Here is a 21,417-nt window from a genome sequence, read left to right as displayed (position 1 = left end):
CACGATGATCGATTTACCGGCTCCGCTCCAGAAGATCCTGCCGCCGCCCGGCCTGCCGCGGAAGATGTCCTTCCAGAACGCCCTGTGGGGCCTCGGCATCGGCACCTTCCTGACCGGCAGTGTGGTCTTCTTCACCCGGTACGTCGGCCTCACCCCGGTACAGATCGGCATCGGCCTCTCCCTCGGCGGGCTGCTCGCCGTGCTCGGCTCGATGCCGTTCGGCCACCTCGCCGACCGGATCGGCGGGCAACGCGCCTGGGCGACCGGCGCGCTGGTGCAGGCGGCCGCCTTCGCCACCTACCCACTGGCCCGCACCTTCTGGCTGTTCCTGCTGGTGATCTGCGTGCAGACGACGGCCGACACGCTGGCCACCGCGGGCCGGGTGGTCTACATGGCCGCCGCGCTTCCGGCCGAGTCCCGGGTCCGGGCGATGGCGTTCAGTCGCGCCTACCTCAACGCCGGCTGGACCGTCGGCGCCGGGCTGGGCGCCGCTGCCCTCGCCCTCGACTCCCGCGCCGGCCTGCTCGTCCTGGTGTACACCGCGGCCGCCGGCATCGGCCTCAACGGCGTGGCGGTGCTCCGGATGCCACCCGCCACCCCGGCCGGGCCGACCACCGGCGACGCCGGGCACCCCAGTCCGTGGACCGTCCTGCGCGACCGCCCGTACGCCGCGATGTCCCTGCTCTTCGGTGTCCTGTGGCTGCACAGCCTCGTCTGGGCCGAGGTCCTGCCGCTCTGGGCGATCACCTTCACCGACGTGCCGAAGCCGGTCCTCGGCGGCCTGGTCGCCCTGAACACCGTCCTGGCCGTCACCCTGCAGGTCCGCGCCACCCGGGGTGCCGACACCCTGCCCGGCGTCATCCGCCTGGCCCGCTGGGCCGCCTGGGCCGCCGCCGTCGGCAGCCCCCTCGCCGCCCTCACCGGCCGTACCCACGGCTGGCTCACCATCGCCCTGCTGACCCTGATCGTCGCCCTCTTCACCGGTGCCGAACTCTGGGTCTCCGCCGCCCAGTGGTTCGTCCAGACGGAGATCCCGCCGGCCGCCCAGCGCGGGGTGTACATCGGCCTCGACAAGTCCGTGCAGGGCCTCGGGCGGATGCTGGGTCCGGCCGGCCTGACCTACCTGGCCATCCAGACCGGCGGGTGGGGCTGGTGGGTCATCGCCGGCCTCTTCGCCGGCTGCGGGATCGGGGTGCGGCCGGTGCTCGCCTGGGTCACCGCCACCGCCCGCGATCCGGCTCCGGTCGCCAGCCCCTGACACCGTCTCGTCCCGCACCGTCGTCTCGCCGGGCCCGGTCACTACCCGGCGCGGTCCGCGGTGTGGTCACGGTCGCGGCCGCCCGTTGCGGTTTGGTTGCCAGGCCGGGGGCTGCTGGTCGCGGTTGCGGCCGCCGGTTGTGGTCCGTGATTGGTTGCGGTCTGGTTGCCAGGCCGGGGGACTGCTGGTCGCGGTTGCGGCCGCCGTTTGCGGTCCGTGGTTGGTCGCGGTCTGGTTGCCAGGCCGGGGGGCCGCTGGTCGCGGTCTCGGCCGCCCCTTGCCGCCCCTGCATGACCTGGTCATACCTGATACGCAACGGCTTGCGGTCCGTGGCCCACTTACCGATCCCGTCCGACATTTCCGGTACGCCCGCCTCGGTCACCGCGGCCTGTCCCGCCGCACACCGCCCGGCTGATCCTCATGGGCCTGTCCGGACCAGGGAGAGGGCCATGGGTGCCAGCCGGTGGTGCTGGGCTGGTTGTGGTGGTGGTGTCGGGGGCTGGGATGGGGTCGTGGGTGCCAGTCGGTGGTGCTGGGCTGGTTGTGGTGGTGGTGTCGGGGGCTGGGATGGGGTCGTGGGTGCCAGCCGGTGGTGCTGGGCTGGTTGTGGTGGTGGTGTCGGGGGCCGGGATAGGGCCGTGAGTGCCAGCCGGGGCGGGCGCCGGGCGAGGCGTCGGGCAGGGCGGGAGAGCGAGGGGCGGGCGGGTGCTTCGGGCGTACCGGAAAGCGGTGACCGCAAGCCGGAGCGGACCGTCGCGGATCGACGGACCGTGCGGGGTGGCGGGGTCAGACGGTGACCAGCAGCTTGCCGGCGGACCGTGCGGGGTCGGACGGTGACCAGCAGCTTGTCGGCGGACCGTGCGGGGTGGCGGGTCAGACGGTGATCACCAGCTTGCCGCGGCTGTGGCCGGAACCGATCAGCCGGATGGCGTCCGCCGCGTGGGACAGCGGGAAGGCGCGCTCCACTGCCGCGCGGAGTGTCCCGTTCTCCAGGAGTTCGGCTAGGGCGCGCAGGTCGTCGGCGTTCTCCTTGGTGATCATGCCGACCAGGCGCTGGCGGCTGACCAGGGAGTTGAGCGGGGCGGCGATCCACGGGCGGCTCATCCCGCCGAGCAGGGCGGTGCCGCGCGCCTCGCCGCCGATCAGGACCAGGGTGCCGCGCGGGGTGAGGGCGCGGCGCAGCAGGGACAGCGGGCGGTTGCCGGCGATGTCGATGATCACGTCGAAGACCGGGCCGCGGGCGTCCACCTCCTCGGTGCGGTAGTCGAGCACGTCGGTGGCGCCGAACGAGCGGACCAGCTCCGCCTTGCCGGCGCTGCAGACGCCGGTGACGTCGGCGCCGGCCGCGAAGGCGAGCTGGACCGCGAAGCTGCCGATGCCACCGCCGGCGCCGACCACCAGGACCCGCTGGCCGGCCCGGACCCGCGCGGTGTCCCGGATCGCCTGCAGCGCCGTGGTGCCGGAGACCGGGACGACGGCTGCCTGCTCGAAGGAGAGGTTCGCCGGTTTGGCGGCGAGCCGGTCGGCGGACGCGGTGGCGAACTCGGCGAACGAGCCGGTCGAGGTGGTGCCGTAGACCTCGTCGCCGGGGTGGAAGCCGGTGCCGTCGCTGCCGACGGCCTCGACGACGCCGGCCAGGTCCCGGCCGCGGATCTGGATTTTCGGGGTGCGGATGCCGGTGACCGGGCGCATCGCCCACGGCCGGCCGGTCATCATGTGCCACACGCCGGGGTCGACCCCGGCCGCGACCACCCGGACGAGCACCTCACCGGGCTTGGGTACGGGGCGGTCGACGTCGCGAACCTGGAGCACGCCGGCATCGCCGTAGACGTCCTGAAGGACAGCTCTCATGTGGCCGACGGTATGGACGGCTCGCAACCGGCGTCATCCGGCCGGGCCGGGGTAGAAGGGGGCCATGGGTTTTCCGCGACTGCGATCGATAGTGCTGGACACTCCGGATGCGCGCGGGCTCGCCGAGTTCTATCGGCGCCTGCTCGGGATGACGTACCGGCCCGGCGACGAGCCGCCGGCACCGGGCGAGGACGACGAGAAGGGCCGTGACTGGCTGGTGCTGGTCGGGGACGGCGGGGTGCGGCTGGCGTTCCAGCAGGAGCCGGACCTGAAGCCGACCACCTGGCCGGACCAGGCGGTCCCGCAGCAGATGCACCTGGACACCTCGGTGCCGTCGGTCGAGGAGCTGAACCGGCAGCACGAGCGGGCCCTGAGCCTGGGCGCCACGCTGCGGTTCGACCGCAGTGACGACCCGGAGGAGCCGCTGCGGGTTTACGCCGACCCGGCCGGTCACATGTTCTGCGTCTTCGTCGCGTCGTAGGCCTCGCGCGCGGTCGCCACGTCGCCCAGGTGGTCGCCGGCCCAGGTGGCCAGCTGGGCGAAGACCGGGGACAGGCTGCGGCCCAGGTCGCTGATCTCGTACTCCACCCGGGGCGGGACCTCCGGGTGGTACGTGCGGGTCAGCAGCCCGTCGCGCTCCAGCTGGCGCAGCCGCTGGGTGAGCACCTTGGGCGTGATGCTGGGCAGCCGGCGCTCCAGCTCGACGAACCGCTGCCTGCCGAACTCGTGCAGCGCCCAGAGGATCGGCGTCGTCCACCTGCTGAACACGATGTCGACCACCGGCGCGATCGGGCAGGCCTGCTCGGGCCCGGTTCTCGTGGTGCTCCTCACAAACCCATTACTTTCCTCTAGGTACCTACTGTCATCAGGAAATTAGCGTACGTCCCGAGTGGTCCACAACGGACCCGTGAGGGAGTCGACATGTACGTGGTGACGGGTGCGACCGGCAACGTCGGAACTCCGCTGGTGGCGGCCTTGACCGAAGCCGGCGCCGAGGTGCGGGCGGTGTCCCGCAACGCCGCGCGGTGGCGCGCCGACCTGGCCGATCCGGAGAGCCTGCGCCCGGTGGTGGCCGGCGCCGAGGCGTTCTTCCTGCTGGTCTCGGGGGCGGGCGCGCACCTGGACGGCCCGGCGATCGTGGACGTGGTGAAGGCCGGCGGGGTGCGGCGGGTGGTGCTGCTCTCCTCGCAGGCCGCCGGTACCCGGCCGGACGCGGCGTCGCACGCGCCGTTGCGGGAGTGGGAGCGCACCGTGCGCGAGTCCGGCATGGACTGGACGGTGCTGCGGCCGGGCGGGTTCATGTCCAACACGTTCGCCTGGGCCGAGCCGGTCCGGGCGCACCGGGCGGTGGCCGCCCCGTTCGGCGACGTCGGGCTGCCGCTGGTCGACCCGGCGGACATCGCCGGCGTGGCAGCGGCGGCGCTGCGCGATCCGGCGCACGCCGGGCGCGTCTACGAGCTGACCGGGCCGGAGCTGAGCACGCCGCGGCAGCGGGCCGCGGAGATCGCCCGGATGCTGGGCGAGCCGGTGACGTTCACCGAGCAGACGCCGGAGGAGGCCCGCGAGCAGATGCTGACCTTCATGCCGGCGCCGGTGGCCGATGGCACCCTGCGGATTCTCGGCTCGCCGATCCCGGCGGAGCTGCGGATCAGCCCGGACGTCGAGCGCGTGCTGGGGCGGCCGGCCCGCGGGTTCGCGGACTGGCTGGACCGCAACGGGCACGCGTTCCGGTAAGTCTTTACAGCGATGTTGCGGATCGACACAATGGGAGCGCTCCCAACACGTCCCCATGATAGATCGGCATCCCCATGAAGATCCGTACGTTGGCGTTGCTCGCGGCCGGCGCCCTGGTCACCGCGGGCACGCTGGTCGCGGCGCTGCCCCCGGCGTCCGCGGCGGGCGCCGGCTGCGCCGTCACCTACAAGATCGCCAGCTCGTGGCCGGGCGGCTTCCAGGGCGACGTCACCGTCAAGAACCTCGGCGACCCGCTCAGCTCCTGGTCCCTGGGCTTCGACTTCCCGGATCCCGGGCAGAAGGTGACCCAGGGCTGGAGCGCCACCTGGAGCCAGTCCGGCGCGCACGTCACCGCCGCGAGCATGGGCTGGAACGGCTCGCTCGGCACCGGTGCCTCGGTCGGCCTCGGCTTCACCGGCACCTGGACCGGCGGCAACCCGGTACCCACCGCCTTCACGGTGAACGGCGTGGCCTGCACCGGCGGCGTGGTGACGCCGTCCACCAGCCCGTCGATCAGCCCGTCCACCAGCCCGTCGGTCAGTCCGTCGGTCAGCCCGTCCACCAGCCCGCCGTCGCCCACCGGCGCCGCTCCCGCCCTCAAGGTGAGCGGCAACAAGTTCGTCACCGGCGCCGGCGCCGAGCACCGGCTCTACGGCGTCAACCGTTCCGGCGGCGAGTTCGCCTGCATCCAGGGCAACGGCATCTGGGACGGCCCGATGGACCAGTCCTCGATCGACGCCATGCGGTCCTGGAAGATCCGTACCGTCCGGGTGCCGCTCAACGAGGAATGCTGGCTGGGCACCCCGGACGTCCCGGCCGGGTACGGCGGCGCCACCTACCAGACCGCCGTCAAGAACTACGTGAACCTGCTGGTCCAGAACGGCATCACGCCGATCGTCGAGATGCACTGGAACTACGGCCTGTACACCGGCACCTCGTCCGGCTGCTCCGACGTCAAGGCCACCTGCCAGAAGCCGATGCCCGACGCCCAGTACGCCCCGGCGTTCTGGACCGGCGTGGCCACCGCGTTCAAGGGCAACGACGCGGTGGTCCTCGACCTGTTCAACGAGCCGTACCCGGAGCGGGCCACCGGCGACGCCACCAGCGGCTGGAAGTGCTGGCGCGACGGCGGCACCTGCGCCGGCATCGGTTACCAGGTGGCCGGCTTCCAGAGCCTGGTGAACACGGTCCGGGCCACCGGCGCCACCAACGTCATCCTGATCGGCGGCCTGGCCTACTCGAACGACCTGAGCCAGTGGCTGACCTACAAGCCGAGTGACCCGCTGAACAACCTGGCCGCGTTCGCGCACATCTACAACTTCAACTCCTGCGCGAACACCAGCTGCTGGAACAGCCAGCTGGCCCCGGTGGCCGCGCAGGTGCCGCTCACGCTCAGCGAGATCGGCGAGAACGACTGCGCGCACGGCTTCATCGACGGCCTGATGGACTGGGCCGACGCGAACAGGGTCGGCTACCTCGGCTGGACCTGGAACACCTGGGACTGCTCGACCGGGCCGTCGCTGATCAGCAACCACAACGGGACGGCCACCGCGTTCGGCCAGGGCCTCAAGGACCGGCTGGCGAAGGTGTCCAACTAGGTAGGGGGAGAAGCGACCGGCCGCGGGGGAGACGGCACCCCCGCGGCCGGTTCTCACGGCTGTGCCATGGTGCGGTCACCGGCGCACCTCGCGAGAAGCCGGCGGATCCCCGCCTCCCGGTGCCGGACACGTCAGCGCAGCTCGACCTCGACGCCGTCCTCGGCCAGCCAGGCCAGCAGGTGGTCCATGGTCACCGCCGGGCACCAGTCCCGCCGGTCGTACCCCGGCACCAGGTGCCGCCGCGCCACGTCCGCGTCGTGCCAGATCAGCCGGAACCCGGGCGACGCGCCCCAGTCGCCGAGCAGGCAGTCGTGCAGCGCCCCGGCGTTCCACCCGAAGTAGCCGCCCGGCCCGTTGATCGCCTCGCCGATCGCGCAGTAGAACCCGTCCTCGTCGGTGATGTGCCGGCCGTCCAGGTGGTACGTCCGGCCGGACCGCTTGTCGGGCGCCGGCCGGTGATGGGCGAGTGCCGCGCCGGCCCACTCGTGGCGCAGCGCCGACGGGAACCCGGCCCACAGCCCCGGTTTCTCCGGCCGCCCGCGCCGCCACAGCTCCCAGATCTCCCGGGCGCCGGTGGGGCGACCGCCTTTGATCGCATCCCCGTACGAGCTCTCGAACGTCACGTCGACCAGGCCGTCGCCCAGCACCGACGGGCGTGTCCCGGCCACCTCGGCGCCCAGTCCACTGTCCAGCATGTGCGTGGCGGTCCCGTCGTCGGCCACGCTGTAGATCGACGCGATGATCATCCGGCGGTGCCGGGCGGCGCCCCGCTGCTGTGCCTCGATGGCCCGTCGCAGCCGCGGCTCGGGCCGGCAGCCGATCAGCGTCGCCGGTTTCGGCAGCGGCTCGGGCCTCGGCCGGAACACCCCGGACACGTCCTGGCAGGTGCCGAACTTCTCCTCGCCCTCGCCGGTGATGCCGGTCAGCACGTACCCGTCGGCCTCCGGTGCCCGGTCCGGCCCGCGCCGCCGCTTGCGCTGCTCCGGGTCGATCCGCAGACGGCCCTCCAGGACCACGTCGAACACTCCGAAACCGGCCGGGTGGGCCGACACCACTGTCAGGTCGAGCAGTTCCTCGGTGCACTCCCAGCACTCGCGAGGGTGCTTCGAATCGGGCCTGTGGATAGTTTCGAGACCGATATTGCCCAGCCAGGCGGGGCCGTAGCCGTCGCACGCCGCGCGCAGCCGGCCGGCCGGCGCGCAGCCCAGCAGCGTGTATCTCTCGACCGGCGGCTCCGCGGGGTCGGCGAAGAGACCGTCGATGTCGGCGCAGGCCGCCACCACCGCGTCGCCGTCGTCGATGTTCTGGTCGACGAGAAGCCAGGGAAAGCCGCCACTCATCGGGCGACCGTACCGGTAAGTCTCTCTTGCGGGGATACCGAGTGGGTAGCGTGCCGGATAGAGGGGGTAATCACGGTGAAGGTAGGTATTCCCAGCGAGGTCAAGAACAACGAGTTCCGGGTGGCGATCACCCCGGCCGGGGTGTTCGAGTTCAGCCGGGCCGGGCACGAGGTGTTCGTGCAGAGCGCCGCCGGGCTCGGCTCGTCGATCACCGACGCCGACTACCGGGACGCCGGCGCCACGATCCTGCCGGACGCCGACGCGGTGTGGGAGCAGGGCGAGCTGATCCTCAAGGTCAAGGAGCCGGTGGCCAGCGAGTACCACCGGATGCGGCCGGGCCAGGTGCTCTTCACCTACCTGCACCTGGCGGCGTCCAAGGAGTGCACCGACGCGCTGATCGACCGGGGGGTGACCGGGATCGCGTACGAGACGGTGGAACTGCCGGACCGGTCGCTGCCGCTGCTCGCCCCGATGTCCGAGGTGGCCGGGCGGCTCGCCCCGCAGGTCGGCGCGTACCACCTGATGCGGCAGGGCGGCGGCCGCGGGGTGCTGATGGGCGGGGTGCCCGGCGTCTACGCGGCCAAGGTGGTGGTGATCGGCGCCGGCGTGTCCGGGATGAACGCGGCGGCGATAGCGCTCGGGATGCAGGCCGAGGTGATGCTGCTGGACCGCAACATCGCCCGGTTGCGCGCCGCCGACGCCGACTACCGGGGCCATCTGCAGACGATCGCCTCCAACGCGTACGAGATCGAACGCGCCGTCCTCGACGCGGACCTGGTCGTCGGCGCGGTCCTGGTCCCGGGCGCGAAGGCGCCCACGCTGATCTCCAACGACCTGGTGGAACGGATGAAGCCGGGCAGCGTGCTGGTCGACATCTCGATCGACCAGGGCGGGTGTTTCGAGGCGTCCCGGCCGACCACGCACGACGAGCCGACCTACCGGGTGCACGGCTCGATGTTCTACTGCGTGGCGAACATGCCCGGGGCGGTGCCGCACACCAGCACCTACGCACTGACCAACGTGACCCTCCCGTACGCTCTGGAACTGGCCAACCGTGGCTGGCGCGACGCCCTGCGGCGCGATCCGGCGCTCGCGGCCGGCCTGAACACCCACGACGGTCACGTGGTCTACGGCCCGGTGGCCGAGGCGCACGGCATGGCGACCACACCGCTCACGGAGGTGCTGAGCTGACTCCCGACCGGGCGATCGCGGCATACCTCGACCACCTCGGCGTGGAGCGCGGACTGTCCCGCAACACGCTCGCCTCCTACCGCCGCGACCTGCACCGGTACGCCGAGCAGCTGACCGCCGCCGGCATCGAGGATCTCGACCAGGTCCGCCCGGCCGACGTCACCAGGCACCTGGCGACGCTCCGGGAGGGCGGGCTGGCCTCGTCGTCGGCGGCGCGGGCGATCAGCGCGGTCCGTGGCCTGCACCGGTTCGCGGTCCGCGAACGCCTGGTCGGGCACGACGTGGCCGCCGGCGTGCACCCGCCGGCCCCGCCGAAACGCCTGCCCAAGGCCCTCGACGTCGACCAGGTGAACCGGCTGCTCGCGGTGCCGGCCGCCGACACCCCGCTGGGGCTGCGCGACCGGGCCCTGCTGGAGTTCCTCTACGGCACCGGGGCGCGGATCTCCGAGGCGGTCGGCGCGGACATCGACGACCTCGATCTGACCAACGACAACGCGGCGGTCCTGCGCGGCAAGGGCGGGCGCACCCGGCTCGTCCCGGTCGGCGGCTACGCCAAGAACGCGCTGCAGGCCTATCTCGTCCGGGCCCGCCCCACGCTGGCCGACGCCGGTCGGGGCACCCCGGCGGTCTTCCTGAACGCCCGCGGCGGCCGGCTCTCCCGGCAGAGCGCCTGGACCGTGCTGCACCGCTGCGCCACCGCGGCCGGCCTCCCGGTCGACGGCCCGTACGCGGTGAGCCCGCACACCCTGCGCCATTCCTACGCCACACATCTGCTCGACGGCGGCGCCGATGTGCGCGTCGTTCAGGAACTGCTGGGACACGCCTCGGTCACCACGACGCAGGTGTATACCCTGGTGACCGTCGAACGCTTGCGGGAGGTCTACGCGACCTCTCACCCTCGCGCTCGTTAGAAGCTACGCACCCATAGGTGCGACACGCCGAACGGCTGACCCCGATGGGGCGGCTCGCGTGGCGTACAGTCGGGCATCGAGTCGGGAGGGGGCGAGGGCGATGTCAGGGAGCGGCGACCGTGCGGAGGCCTGGACCACCGCGCTCCGCGATCAGCAGAATTCCCTGGATCTGGGTGCCGACCTCGGTCCTGCCGACCCCACGGCGTACACGATGCGCCGGCCGATCCCGGAGCCGATGCCCACCGATCGGCACGGTCCGGCCCGGATCATCGCGCTGGCGAACCAGAAGGGTGGCGTCGGAAAGACGACGACCACCATCAACCTGGGTGCCGCGCTCGCGGAGTACGGCCGCAAGGTGCTGCTCGTCGACTTCGACCCGCAGGGCGCCTGCTCGGTCGGTCTCGGCGTCAACCCGCACAACCTCGACCTGAGCATCTACAACCTGCTCATGCAGGACGACGTCACCACCGAGGACGTCATCATCAAGACCGATGTCGCCGGGCTGCACCTGCTCCCGGCCAACATCGACCTCTCCGCGGCCGAGATCCAGCTGGTCAACGAGGTGGCCCGGGAGATGGCCCTGGCCCGGGCGCTGCGCTCGGTCCGCAAGGAGTACGACTTCATCCTGATCGACTGCCAGCCCTCCCTGGGCCTGCTGGCGATCAACGCGCTGACCATCGCGCACGGCGTGCTCATCCCGCTGGAGTGCGAGTTCTTCTCGCTGCGCGGTGTCGCCCTGCTGCTCGACACGATCGACAAGGTCCGCGAGCGGCTCAACTTCGACCTGGAGCTCGAGGGCATCCTCGCCACCATGTACGACTCCCGCACCACGCACTGCCGGCAGGTGCTGCAGCGGGTGGTCGAGGCGTTCGGCGACAAGGTGTACCAGACGGTGATCACCAAGACGGTGAAGTTCCCGGAGTCGACCGTGGCCGGCGCTCCGATCACTAGTCTGGATCCGGCGTCCTCGGGCGCCCGCAACTATCGTCAGCTCGCTCGTGAGGTCATCGCCGCCAAGGCAGAACGAGGGTAGGGTCCAGGCCCCGTGCTTTTCGCGCTCGGGACACCGGTCGCGTTCGCCGCACTGGTCGTCTCGTTTCTCTGTGGCTTGATGCTGCGCGCATTCGCCATCCGGTTCACCGCGCGTACCGTCGGCCTGGCCGAGCGCGGTGACACGATGACCCCCAGCCCGCGCCGCGACATCGACCCGTTCGGCGCCGTCGGCGCGGCCCTCGGCGGGATGGGCTGGGGCCGCCAGCTCACCGTCGACGACGTGCCCCGCTGGCGCGGCCGGGGCCGGGCCGCCGCCGTCTTCGCCGCCGGCCCGGTCGCCTGCATCCTCGCCGGGGAGCTGGTCCTGGCTGGTTTCGCCCTCGCCACTCCGGACGCGAGCACCTTCCACGACCTCAGCGTCGCGGCGGTCCTGCACGGCGCCGGCAGCACCTGGACCGAGCAGATCATGCTCTCCCTGGGCGGTGGCCTGCTCGCCTTCGGCCTGCTGGCGCTGATCCCGATCCCGCCGCTGGACGGTTTCGGCATCCTGTATTACGCGCTGCCGCACCCCGGCCACAGCATGCAGTGGATGCGCCTGTGGCTGGAGGACAAGAACATCGGCATCCTGCTGCTGCTGATCTTCAGCCTCTTCCCCGGCGGCTACCCACTGGTCCTGCGCATCCTGGACATCCTCGGCAACCTGTTCCTGCGCGTCTGGGGATAGCGCTTCGACGACCGCCGCCGCGTGTCTGCGGTAGAAGATCAAGATCAAATTCTTCAGGTACGCGCGTCCGCTGTGGTGCGGATCGCATGCTCCCGCGCGGGCCGAGTGGGCTGATCTGGCCGCTGCGCGTCCAGGACGATCAGCCCACTCTTCATTGTCCGCGGGTGGTCACCGAAACCCCGTGCGGGACTGCCGGGGACGTCTCGGCTCCCGATCGCATCGGGGTTCAGGTGGGTGTCTTCGGCGGCCGGTGTGTGACCCTTTCTCAGGACCGTCGGGTCAGGACGCGGCGCCAGGCCACGGTGGCGGCGGCCTTGAACTCACCGGGGCTCAGGGCGATCTGGCGGCCCAGGCGGTTGGCGCGGTCGAAGATCTCCTTGCGGGCCTTGCTCGGGTGGCCGGCGTCGAACGGGGGCCGCGGGTCGTACTCGATGTAGAGCTGGACCAGCTCGGCGTGGTCGCGGCCGGCGATCTCACCGGTGAGCCAGAGAGCGAGGTCGAGGCCGGCCGAGACACCGGCAGCGGTGACGATCTTGCCGGAGCGGACGATGCGGTCGTCGCGGCGCGGCTCGGCGCCGAAGGCCGGCAGGGCGCTCTGGGCGATCCAGTGGGTGGTGGCCGGGCGGCCGTCGAGCAGGCCGGCGGCGGCCAGGATCAGCGCCCCGGAGCAGACCGACGTGGTCCAGGTGGTGGTCTCGTGCACCCGGCGCAGCCAGTCGGTGAGCTGCTTGTCGGCCATCGCGGTGGCGGTGTTCGGGCCGGAACCGGGCACCAGGACCAGGTCCGGGCGGGGCGTCTCGGCGAAGCTGTGTGTGACGCCGAGGGCCAGCACGCCGCTGTCGGTCATCAGCGGGCCGGTCTCGGTGCCGACCAGGCGGAGCTCGGCGTCCGGCAAAAAGCGCAGGATCTCGTAGGGACCGATGGCGTCCAGGGCGGTCATCCCGGGATAGAGCACGATGGCGATCTGCATGGGACCGATGCTGCTGGGCGCCCGCGCCGGGCACCGCGATCAGGCCGGGTGCGGTCCGGATCCGTGGGCACCTGTGCCGGATTTCTGCGACCGATAGCGGGACGGCGGCATGCCGTACCGGTCGGCGAAGGCCTGCCGCAGCGACTCCGTGGAGCCGAAACCGCAGCGCCTGGCCACCGCCGACAGCGGCAGCGCGGTCGCGGTGAGCAGGTGCGCGGCCGCCTCGGTGCGGGCCCGGCGCACGTACTGGGCCGGGGTGAGCTGCACGTAGGCCTGGAAGAGCCGGGCCAGGTGCCGCTCACTGACGCCGAACCGGTGGGCCAGGGCGCCGCCGCTCAGGTCGTCGGTGAGATGCCCGGCGATGTGGTCGGTGGCGCGGCGGACCACGTAGTCGTCGGTGCCGCGCCGGGCCAGGAACATGCTGATCTGCGCCTGCCCGCCCGGCCGTTGCAGGTAGGCGACGGTGCCCAGGGCCACGCCGCGCGCGACGGCCGGCCCGTGGTCCTCCTCGATGAAGGCGAGGGTCAGGTCGAGCGCGCTGGTCACCCCGCCCGAGGTGGCCACCCGCCCGTCCCGGATCCACACCGGCTCGGCGTCGACCAGCACGTCCGGGTAGCGGGCGGCCAGCGTCGCGGCGTACCGCCAGTGGGTGGTCGCGCGGCGGCCGTCGAGCAGGCCGGCCTCGGCCAGCACGGTGGAGCCGGTGCAGACCGAGGCGACCCGGCGGGACAGCGCTGCCAGCCGGCGTACGTGCCCGACCAGCAGTGGACTGGCGGCGGCACGCTCATGTCCGTTGCCGCCGGTGACCAGCAGCGTGTCGAGCGGCTCGTTGATCCGCTCCAGCGCGGCGCCGGCGTCCAGGCGCAGGCCGGAGTCACAGGCGACCGGGCGGCGGCCGAGGGTGGCCAGCACCGTCCGGTACGGCGGGTCGGCGCCGATCCGGTTGGCGATGTCGAGGGCGGACGTGACGCAGGCGATGTCGAGCAGTTCCGCCCCGTCGTAGGCGACGACCACGACCACGCGTTCCGGCATGCCGGCCAGTCTAGGAAGCCGGTCGGCTGACCGTTCTCCAACCAGGTATCCGATACGCGGTGGTTCGTGTACGGTTCCGGTGACTTGCGGTGACTGTCCGAGGAGTGCGGACATGGAGAGCGTCCTCTGCTTCCGCTGCGGCGGTGACGTGCCGGTGGACCAGCAGTGGTGTGGCTACTGCGCCGCGCCGGTTGTCGCCGTCCCCGCCCCGGCGCCCGCGGCGCCCGCCGCGCATCTCCCGGGTCCGTCGCTCACCCTCGGTCCCGGTCCTCTTCCGGTACGCCCACGGCGGGCCGTCCCGATCGTCGCGGCGGTGGCCGTCCTGCTGCTGGTGGCCGGCGGGCTGGCGCTCGGGGCGGTCCGGCTGGCCCGGAACGGCCCGGAGGACGTCGCCGCCGACTACTTCGACGCCCTCGCCGACGGTGACGCCGGCGCGGCGCTGAACCTGCTGGCGGCCGCCGACTCGTTCCAGGACACCACCAGGTACCCGCTGCTCACCGGCGCCGCCCTGGCCGAGGACCGCTACCGGCCCCGGGACGCCGAGGTGGGTGACGCCACCGCGTCGGACCTCCCGCTCACCGGCCGGGGCTGGCAGGTCCCGGTCACCTACCGGGCCGCCGACCGGACGATCAGCCAGAACCTGACGGTGGTCGACTCGGCGGCCGGCTACCGGCTGGAGTCCCCGCTGGTCCTGCTCGGCGTCGACGGCGAGCGGGGCCGCGCGGTGACGGTGAACGGGGTGGCGCTCGGCGGGACCCGCGAGGCCTACGTCTTCCCCGGGGCGTACGAGGTGGTCGCGGCCGGCAACACGCTGCTGGCCGGGAGCAGGGTGACCACGGTCCCGCGGCGCGCCGGCGTCGCGGCCACCGGGCGGGCGGTCTACCTGGCAGCGGCCCGATTCGACGTGCCGGAGCTCGCCGCCGGTGCGCGGGAGAGCATCCAGGCTCAGGTCAGGGCCACGCTCGACGAGTGCGCGACCAGCACCCTGGCGCAGCCGGCCGGATGCCCGTTCGGACTGAACATCCCCGGCACCGGCGCGACCGTACGGTGGTCGATCACCGCGTACCCGGCGGTCAGCGTGCGCGGCGACAGCGCGTTCTGGTACGCCACGTCGTCGGTGCAGCTGGCCGACGACGGCACCGGCCGGGTGCACTGGAGCGCGACCTACACCGATTACCAGGGCGCCCACAAGTCCCAGAGCGGCGACAGCACCTTCCGGATCTACGGGAGCGCCCAGGCGACACCGAACGGCATCCAGGTCGCCCTCACCTGATTCCCGACTCATGGAGGAGTTATGAGCATGCCGGCTCTCGGCCCGGGCAACGGTGACGTCGCCTATCGGATGCAGGGGCTGCGGCACACCCCGGTGGAGATCGCGCTGGACGAGTCGGTGCCGGCCGGGACGCTGCTCCGGCTCTGGCTGCTGGCGGCCGTACCGGCGTTCGTCGTCTGGGCGGTCTTCTCCTTCCTGGCGCTGCTGGTCTTCGCCGCCTCCGAGCCGAGCGTGTTCGATTCCGGCACGCCGGGGGACGGATTGTTCTCGGCCGGGTCGATGCTCGCCTTCCTCCTCTTCTGGACGGTGCTGCTGGCGGCCCGGGTCGACGAGCCGATCGCCGAGTGGAAGACGCTGCTTGAGGACCGGTGGCAGGGTGCCGACTCGGCGTACGCGGCGATCTACGGCACCCTGCGCCGGCGCGGTATCCCGGTGGCGGCGAACGCGGTCCGGGTCCGCAGCGACCTGCTCGCCCCGGAGGTGCTGAACAACCGCCTGGAGATCACCGATCGCGCCTACCGGGTGAACGTCACGGTCTTCCCCTACGGCAGCAGCCTCTATCTCGGCTGGACCACGTGGCGCGGCGGGCGCGGCGCCACGCTGCTCGGGCACTTCCTGAAAGACCTGGCCGGCGGCATGTTCGGCAGGTGCGTGCCGATCGGCCGGATGCTGCGCACCGAGCGGGCGCGGGCGCTGCGCGAGGCGGTCCACGCGGCGGTCCGGGAGGGCGCGGAGGCGGCGGCGCAGGGCGCGGTGGTGCCGCTGGCGCCGGCCTTCGGGGCCGAGGTCCCGGTGTGCGACCTGCGGACCCGGGCCACACCGCCGGCTTACGGCCCGCCGTCCGCTTACGGGCCGCCCCAGTCGGGGCCGATGCCTTCGGGGTACGCCCCGGGCACCTACCCGCCGGACGCCTTCGCCCCGCCGGCCACCTCACCGACCCCGCCGCCCACCGCGCCCGCTTCCGGCACGCCCGCTTTCAGCGGCTCTCCAGGGCCCGGCGTTCCTGCTTCTGTCGCCCCTCCGGCCGGTTCCCCGGAGTCCGGCACGCCTGATGTCAGCGGCTCTCCAACGTCCGGCACGCCTGCTTTCAGCGCTGTTTCCATCGGCTCCCCAGTGTCCGGCGTTCCTGCTTCCGGCTCTCCTGACCCGGACGGACCTGCCTCCGGTGAGGTTCATACCGGGTCCGCCGCGGAGCAAGCATCACCGGCTGACAAGCGGGGCGACTCCACACCTCCGGTCTGAGGAGTACCCGATGCCGCCACGGCGGGTTACCTATCCTCCTAGGATGCTCCAGGCGGTGAGCTGGAGCGGATGGGGCCACGAATCAGTGGATTTCGAAGGTGGTGAGGCCTTCGAGCGGCTCGTCGCGGGCTTCCAGCCCGGTGACTTCGGCGCCGGAGGGGCCTGACTGCGCCCAGGTCACCAGGTGGGCGACCGCGTCGGCCGGGCCCTCGAACACCGCTTCGACGCGGCCGTCCGGCAGATTCCTGACCCAGCCGGCCACGCCGTGCTCGCGGGCGACCCGGCGGCAGCTGTCGCGGAAGAAGACGCCCTGCACCGTGCCGGAGGCAAGAACCCGGGTGCGGATCATCGGTTCACTCTACGGCGCCTCGACGCTTCGGCGCGGCGTTGCCGGGTGCGGGCCGGGAGGTGCTTCGGCGGGCCGGTTGCGACATTGTCAGGTGCGGGCCGGGAGGTGCTTCGGCGGGCCGGTGATGGCGTTGTCCGGTGGCGATGGGTGAGCGCGCAGCCGGTCCGGGTGATTGCGAAGATCGGCTGGCCAGCAACCGGGCACCGGTTGTGGCGTTGGTACCGGCGTGAGCCCGGAGCACGTTGTCACAGGCATGGTCTACGGTCGGCACGTGCTTGAAGAGCCTGCCCAGCCGCTGTCCGGCGCCGCCCTCCAGCCCGACCTGGAGCCCACCGCATCCGATGATGCGGCGTTCGCCGTGGCCACGGAGGCCGATCGCGGAAACTCCGCCGAGCGGCCCGCCCCGGGAGCGCCCGGCGGGTCCGACGCGGCCATCGCGGGCGAGGCCATCGCGGGTGCCGGAGCGACTGCGGGCGAGACCATCACGGGTGGCGAGGCGATTGCGGGCGGCGGGGCGACCGCGGGCGAGACCATCACGGACGGCGAGGTCACCGGGGGAGAGGCCGCCACGGGCGGCGAGGTGCCCGACGACGGCAAGTTCCGGGTGCGGCTGGCGAACTTCGAGGGGCCGTTCGACCTGCTGCTCCAGCTGATCGGCAAGCACAAGCTGGACGTCACCGAGGTGGCGCTGCACCGGGTGACCGACGAGTTCATCGCCTACATCAGGGGCATGGGCGACGACTGGGATCTCGACGAGGCGAGCGAGTTCCTGCTGGTGGCGGCGACCCTGCTGGATCTGAAGGCGGCTCGCCTGCTGCCCTCCGCCGAGGTCGAGGACGAGGAGGACCTGGCGCTGCTGGAGGCGCGCGACCTGCTCTTCGCCCGGCTCCTGCAGTACAAGGCGTACAAGGAGGCCGCCGCCCACCTCGCCGAGCTGGAGGCGGCCGGTGCCAAGCGCTGGCCCCGGCTGGTCACCCTGGAGCCGCGCTACGCGGAGGCGCTGCCCGAGCTGGTTCTCGGCATCGGCGCGCAGCGGCTGTTCAAGCTGGCGCTCAAGCAGTTCACCCCGAAACCCGGGCCGCCGCAGGTGTCGATCGCGCACATCCATCAGGTCCGGGTCAGCGTCCGGGAGCACGCCGAGCTGCTGCGTGACCGGCTGCGCCGGGCCGGCGTGGCCACCTTCGGCCTGCTCGTGGCCGACTGTGACACCACGCTCGAGGTGGTGGCCCGCTTCCTCGCCCTGCTGGAGCTGTACCGGCAGAATCTCATCGACTTCGAGCAGCCGGTGTCGCTGGACGAGTTGACCGTTCGCTGGATCGGTGGTGACCAGGAGGCCGAGCTGACCGTCGACGACTACGAGGGCAGCCCGGAAAAGATTACTGACAAACCGGACCGTCCGGAGGGTGCCAGGTCCGATGCTGGCAGTGACAACGACACCGGTTCGGACGATTCGCCCGCGAGCGCACTTGACGTGACGGCCCCGGCTAGCGATCTTGGCGGGGGCGGCGAGGCGGTCCTGGAGGAGAAACAACAGTGAGCGACGAGCGTCCCGACTCCCTGGCCGCGCAGATGGGCGCGTGGGTGCCACCGTGGGAGCGCAAGCAGGATGAGCCGGACCGGGAGTTCCAGGCCGGCCGGCCGGAGGCTGTCGACGCACCGCAGATGGTGCCGGACGACGACGGACCCGAGCCCACCGAGGTCGAGGTGGGGCCGGAGCTCCCGCTGCCCGACTCGGTGGAGGAGGCGGCCGAGCAGGCGGACGACGAGCCGGAGGAGAGCGTGCCGGTTGACGCGCCCGCCCGCCCGGAGACCGTCGAGGGACCGGACGACGAGCCGGAGAGCGCGCCGGCCGACCAGGCCGCCGCTATCGGATATCTGGCCGGATATCACGACACCGCGGAGCGCCTCGCCGGGGATGTCGCCGACGTCACGGCTCCGGTTCCCGCCGTGCCGGCGCAGGCGACCGGACCCCGGGAGGACGTGGCCGTCACGGGCGGCGACGACCGTACCGAACGGGTCCTGGATGACGCCGAGCTGGCCGCGACCCTGGAAGCGATCCTGCTCGTGGTCGACGAGCCGACCGGTGAGCTGAAGCTGGCCGAGGTCCTGGAGCAGCCGGTCGAGCGGGTCGCGCGGGCGCTCGACGACATCTCGGCGCGTTACACCGCGGCCGGGCACGGGTTCGACCTGCGCCGGGTGGCCGGCGGCTGGCGGCTGTACACCCGTCCGGAGTACGCCCCGTACGTGGAGCGGTTCGTGCTGGACGGTCAGTCCGTGCGGCTGACCCAGGCGGCCCTGGAGACACTCGCCGTGGTCGCCTACAAACAGCCGGTGACCAGGTCGCGCATCTCGGCCATCCGCGGTGTGAACTGTGACGGGGTGATGCGTACGCTGGTCACTCGCGGCCTGATCGAGGAGTGCGGCACCGAGCCGGAAACCGGGGCATACCTGTACCGGACGACCGCTCTGTTCCTGGAGAAGCTCGGCCTGAACTCGGTCGATCAGCTGCCGCCGCTCGCTCCGTTCCTGCCCGACGATGTGGAAGAAGTGCTCGATGCCTCAGGCTGACACCGCCGAACGCCTTCAGAAAGTCCTGGCCGCGGCCGGTGTTGGATCCCGCCGCGCCTGCGAAGACCTGATCTTCCGGCGCCGCGTCACGGTCAACGGCCGGGTCGCCAAGCTCGGCGACAAGGTCGATGCGGCCACCGCCGAGATCTACGTCGACGGCGCTCGCGTGATCACCAACACCAAGCTGGTCTACGTCGCGCTGAACAAGCCGCGCGGCGTGGTGGCCAGCCTGGACGACGAGAAGGGCCGCACCGAGCTCGCCGACTTCCTGCAGGGCAACTTCGAGCAGCGGTTGTTCCACGTCGGCCGGCTCGACGCCGACTCGGAGGGCCTGCTGCTGCTCACCAACGACGGCGGGCTGGCGCACAAGCTGATGCACCCGTCGTTCGGGGTGTCCAAGACCTACCTGGCCGAGGTGATGGGTCCGCTGCCGCGCAGCGTCGGCCGCGCGCTGCAGGCCGGCGTGGTGCTCGAGGACGGCCCGGCCAAGGTCGACGCGTTCCGGCTGGTCGACGCGATCGGCAAGACCGCGCAGGTGGAGCTGACGCTGCACGAGGGCCGCAAGCACATCGTCCGGCGGATGATGGACGAGGTCGGTCACCCGGTGACCCGACTGATCCGGACCGCTGTCGGCCCGATCCGGCTCGGTGACCTGCGTCCGGGCGGTTTCCGCCACCTGTCGAACGCCGAGGTCGCCGCCCTGTTCAAGGCCGTCGGCGACGAAGCCTGACCGGCATGCGCCGGCCGCCGATCGGCGCGGTGTAACCCCGCCCGCAGTGGCCGGCGCCGATCGGCGCGGTGTCACCCCGCCCGGGGTGGCCGCCGCCGACCGGCGCGGCGTCACCCGCTCGGGGTGGCCGGCGTGGTTCGTGCGCTGACCGGCGCGCCTCAGGGAGCGCCGGTCAGCAGTTGATCGTCGCGCCGGGCTGGTCCTCGGTGGCGCGCACGACGACCGACAGCTTGGAGACGCCCTTGTTGTCGGCCAGCGGCTTGAGCGGCGTGCAGGAGAACGACACGCTCTTGCTGACCACCCGGAACGACTCCGGCATCTTCGCCTCGGTGATGTCCTTGAGCATGTCGGTGCCCTGGTAGGCCTTCTGCGCCTCGGCGTACGCCTCGGCCTTGCTGACCAGCCGGGCGTCGCCGTCGCGGCCGGGCAGCCCGGTCAGGGTCGCCTTGACGGCGTCCTTCTGCTCCGGGGTGGCGTCCTGCTTCAGCACGACGAGCACGCTGTACTCGCGCTCGGCAGCCGGCTGGTCGCCGGCCGGCCGCCACCCGGCCAGCCACAGCCCGCCGAAGGTCGCCCCGGCCCCGACGACCAGCGCGATCAACGCCGGCACCAGCCACCCGCGGCTCGGTCGCGGCTCCGGAACCGGTGCCGCGAAGCGGCCGGACGGGGTCTTCGGCGCTGGCGTCTCGACCGGTTCGCCCGGCTGCGCGGAAACATCACTCACGATCGCGGAACCTTACCGGCCCGGCCGGTCCCGCGGGAGCCGGGAGCGCATTTCGGTGGTGTCCCGGGCACCGGCCGGGACGCTACCGGTCGAGGAAGTGGTGCAGGGCGGCGTTGAAGGCGGCCGGCTGTTCCAGGTTGGGCAGGTGGCCGGCGCCGTCGATGACGGCCAGGGTCGCGTCCGGGATGAGCCGGTGCATGAGCTCGGCGTCGGCGACCGGGGTGAACTCGTCGTCGCGGCCGACCACGACCAGGGCCGGGACCGACACCTTGGTGAGCAGCTCCTGGTAGTCCCGGCGTTCGGCGCGGCCGCGCAGCGCCGCGGCGGCGCCGGCCGGTGGGGCGTTCAGCATCATGGTGCGGACGTGGGCCGCGACGTCGGGCATCGCCTCGACGTTGTAGGCGGCAAGCATCTTCGACAGGTTCTCGGCGACGTAGCCGGCCATCCCCTCGGCCAGCAGCCGGTCGGCAACCCGGTTGCGGTACGCGTGCCCCTCCGGCGTCTCGCCCTGCGCGAACGTGTCGGCCAGTACCAGGCCGCGGATGCGTTCCGGGAAGAGCCGGTAGCACTCCATCGCGATCTGCCCGCCCATCGACAGGCCGGCCAGCACCACCTCGTCGACGCCGAGGTGGTCGACCAGCGCGAAGGTGTCCCGGGCGAACGTCTCCAGCGTGGTCAGCCCGGGCACCACTGTGGATCGGCCGTATCCGCGCAGGTCGGCGGTGATCACCCGGTAGCCGGCGGCGGTCAGGGAGGCCACCTGCGGCCGCCACATCGAGCGGTCGAACGGGTGCCCGTGGACCAGGACGAACGCGGGGCCGATGCCCGCCTCGCCGAAGCTGACCGTGATCCCGTTGACCTCTGCCGTGCGTGTCATGGCCACACGCTAGGAATCCGCACCCCGCCTTGGGAAGATCCAATATCGGCGC

The 21,417-nt window shown here is 72.2% G+C and carries 21 protein-coding genes; 13 read left to right on the top strand and 8 right to left on the bottom strand.

The genetic code is table 11. The features are described from left to right. Nucleotides 1-4: 4 nt before the first annotated feature. Nucleotides 5-1,258 (top strand): MFS transporter, encoded by a 1,254-nt coding sequence (locus Actob_RS33050; protein WP_284915799.1) that lies wholly within the window; start codon nt 5-7, stop codon nt 1,256-1,258. Nucleotides 1,259-2,131: 873 nt separating this feature from the next. On the opposite strand, the gene Actob_RS33045 is transcribed toward Actob_RS33050, so the two are convergent. Then, nucleotides 2,132-3,109 carry an NAD(P)-dependent alcohol dehydrogenase gene (locus tag Actob_RS33045; protein ID WP_284915798.1) on the bottom strand — a complete coding sequence of 326 codons (978 nt, stop codon included), beginning with the start codon at nt 3,107-3,109 and terminating at the stop codon, nt 2,132-2,134. 64 nt (nt 3,110-3,173) lie between these two features. On the opposite strand from Actob_RS33045, the gene Actob_RS33040 reads away from it, so the two are divergent. After that, the gene (locus tag Actob_RS33040) at nt 3,174-3,590 is read left to right on the top strand and encodes a VOC family protein (protein ID WP_284915797.1); all 417 of its coding nucleotides are present in this window, start codon (nt 3,174-3,176) and stop codon (nt 3,588-3,590) included. On the opposite strand, the gene Actob_RS33035 is transcribed toward Actob_RS33040, so the two are convergent. Then, nucleotides 3,560-3,940 carry a winged helix-turn-helix transcriptional regulator gene (locus Actob_RS33035; protein ID WP_284915795.1) on the bottom strand — a complete coding sequence of 127 codons (381 nt, stop codon included), beginning with the start codon at nt 3,938-3,940 and terminating at the stop codon, nt 3,560-3,562. The genes Actob_RS33040 and Actob_RS33035 overlap by 31 nt on opposite strands. Before the next feature lie 90 nt (nt 3,941-4,030). On the opposite strand from Actob_RS33035, the gene Actob_RS33030 reads away from it, so the two are divergent. Both Actob_RS33030 and Actob_RS33025 read left to right on the top strand, forming a co-directional pair. Further along, nucleotides 4,031-4,843: an NmrA family NAD(P)-binding protein gene (locus Actob_RS33030; protein ID WP_284915794.1), complete on the top strand. Its 813-nt coding sequence runs from the start codon at nt 4,031-4,033 to the stop codon at nt 4,841-4,843. A 74-nt stretch (nt 4,844-4,917) separates the two neighbouring features. After that, nucleotides 4,918-6,441: a cellulose binding domain-containing protein gene (locus Actob_RS33025; RefSeq protein WP_284915793.1), complete on the top strand. Its 1,524-nt coding sequence runs from the start codon at nt 4,918-4,920 to the stop codon at nt 6,439-6,441. 131 nt (nt 6,442-6,572) lie between these two features. Here the strand turns inward: Actob_RS33025 and Actob_RS33020 are convergent, their stop codons facing one another. Beyond that, a complete protein-coding gene (locus Actob_RS33020) occupies nt 6,573-7,781 on the bottom strand; it encodes a barstar family protein (RefSeq protein WP_284915792.1) in 1,209 nt (402 codons plus the stop codon). A gap of 75 nt (nt 7,782-7,856) precedes the next feature. Between Actob_RS33020 and ald the strand changes: the two genes are divergently transcribed. The 4 genes from ald (at nt 7,857) to Actob_RS33000 (ending at nt 11,600) form a co-directional block, all read left to right on the top strand. Beyond that, nucleotides 7,857-8,972 (top strand): alanine dehydrogenase, encoded by a 1,116-nt coding sequence (gene ald, locus Actob_RS33015; RefSeq protein WP_284915791.1) that lies wholly within the window; start codon nt 7,857-7,859, stop codon nt 8,970-8,972. Then, nucleotides 8,969-9,883: a site-specific tyrosine recombinase XerD gene (gene xerD / locus Actob_RS33010; protein WP_284922419.1), complete on the top strand. Its 915-nt coding sequence runs from the start codon at nt 8,969-8,971 to the stop codon at nt 9,881-9,883. The genes ald and xerD overlap by 4 nt, the downstream gene beginning before the upstream one ends. A gap of 100 nt (nt 9,884-9,983) precedes the next feature. Then, nucleotides 9,984-10,916: a ParA family protein gene (locus Actob_RS33005; protein WP_284915790.1), complete on the top strand. Its 933-nt coding sequence runs from the start codon at nt 9,984-9,986 to the stop codon at nt 10,914-10,916. A 78-nt stretch (nt 10,917-10,994) separates the two neighbouring features. Next, complete coding sequence (locus tag Actob_RS33000) at nt 10,995-11,600, top strand: zinc metalloprotease (RefSeq protein WP_284915788.1); 606 nt, start codon at nt 10,995-10,997, stop codon at nt 11,598-11,600. A 265-nt stretch (nt 11,601-11,865) separates the two neighbouring features. Here Actob_RS33000 and Actob_RS32995 read toward each other — a convergent pair whose 3' ends face one another. Both Actob_RS32995 and Actob_RS32990 read right to left on the bottom strand, forming a co-directional pair. Then, nucleotides 11,866-12,570, bottom strand: a complete 705-nt coding sequence (locus Actob_RS32995) for a DJ-1/PfpI family protein (RefSeq protein ID WP_284915787.1) — start codon at nt 12,568-12,570, stop codon at nt 11,866-11,868. A gap of 39 nt (nt 12,571-12,609) precedes the next feature. Beyond that, the gene (locus Actob_RS32990) at nt 12,610-13,602 is read right to left on the bottom strand and encodes a GlxA family transcriptional regulator (protein ID WP_284915786.1); all 993 of its coding nucleotides are present in this window, start codon (nt 13,600-13,602) and stop codon (nt 12,610-12,612) included. Nucleotides 13,603-13,714: 112 nt separating this feature from the next. Between Actob_RS32990 and Actob_RS32985 the strand changes: the two genes are divergently transcribed. Together Actob_RS32985 and Actob_RS32980 are read left to right on the top strand one after the other, a co-directional pair. Further along, a complete protein-coding gene (locus Actob_RS32985; RefSeq protein ID WP_284915784.1) occupies nt 13,715-14,875 on the top strand; it encodes a hypothetical protein in 1,161 nt (386 codons plus the stop codon). A 21-nt stretch (nt 14,876-14,896) separates the two neighbouring features. Then, nucleotides 14,897-16,117: an adhesin gene (locus tag Actob_RS32980; RefSeq protein WP_284915783.1), complete on the top strand. Its 1,221-nt coding sequence runs from the start codon at nt 14,897-14,899 to the stop codon at nt 16,115-16,117. 82 nt (nt 16,118-16,199) lie between these two features. Here the strand turns inward: Actob_RS32980 and Actob_RS32975 are convergent, their stop codons facing one another. Beyond that, on the bottom strand, nt 16,200-16,466 hold the full coding sequence (locus tag Actob_RS32975; protein WP_284915782.1) for an acylphosphatase: 267 nt from the start codon (nt 16,464-16,466) through the stop codon (nt 16,200-16,202). Between the two features lie 580 nt (nt 16,467-17,046). On the opposite strand from Actob_RS32975, the gene Actob_RS32970 reads away from it, so the two are divergent. The 3 genes from Actob_RS32970 to Actob_RS32960 are packed head-to-tail and all read left to right on the top strand — an operon-like array spanning nt 17,047 to nt 19,764. Continuing rightward, on the top strand, nt 17,047-18,003 hold the full coding sequence (locus tag Actob_RS32970) for a segregation and condensation protein A (RefSeq protein WP_284922418.1): 957 nt from the start codon (nt 17,047-17,049) through the stop codon (nt 18,001-18,003). Then, entirely contained in the window at nt 18,000-19,034 is a 1,035-nt protein-coding gene (gene scpB / locus Actob_RS32965; RefSeq protein ID WP_284915781.1) for an SMC-Scp complex subunit ScpB, read from the top strand. Before Actob_RS32970 ends, scpB begins: the two co-directional genes overlap by 4 nt. Further along, on the top strand, nt 19,003-19,764 hold the full coding sequence (locus Actob_RS32960) for a pseudouridine synthase (protein ID WP_284915779.1): 762 nt from the start codon (nt 19,003-19,005) through the stop codon (nt 19,762-19,764). Before scpB ends, Actob_RS32960 begins: the two co-directional genes overlap by 32 nt. Before the next feature lie 172 nt (nt 19,765-19,936). Here Actob_RS32960 and Actob_RS32955 read toward each other — a convergent pair whose 3' ends face one another. Beyond that, nucleotides 19,937-20,488 carry a permease-like cell division protein FtsX gene (locus Actob_RS32955; RefSeq protein WP_284915778.1) on the bottom strand — a complete coding sequence of 184 codons (552 nt, stop codon included), beginning with the start codon at nt 20,486-20,488 and terminating at the stop codon, nt 19,937-19,939. Nucleotides 20,489-20,570: 82 nt separating this feature from the next. Continuing rightward, complete coding sequence (locus tag Actob_RS32950) at nt 20,571-21,365, bottom strand: alpha/beta fold hydrolase (RefSeq protein ID WP_284915777.1); 795 nt, start codon at nt 21,363-21,365, stop codon at nt 20,571-20,573. Nucleotides 21,366-21,417 lie beyond the last annotated feature (52 nt).

It is taken from the genome of Actinoplanes oblitus, assembly GCF_030252345.1.
In the GTDB taxonomy this organism is placed as follows: Bacteria; Actinomycetota; Actinomycetes; order Mycobacteriales; family Micromonosporaceae; genus Actinoplanes; species Actinoplanes oblitus.
This window is presented reverse-complemented; position numbering and strand designations above follow the sequence as displayed.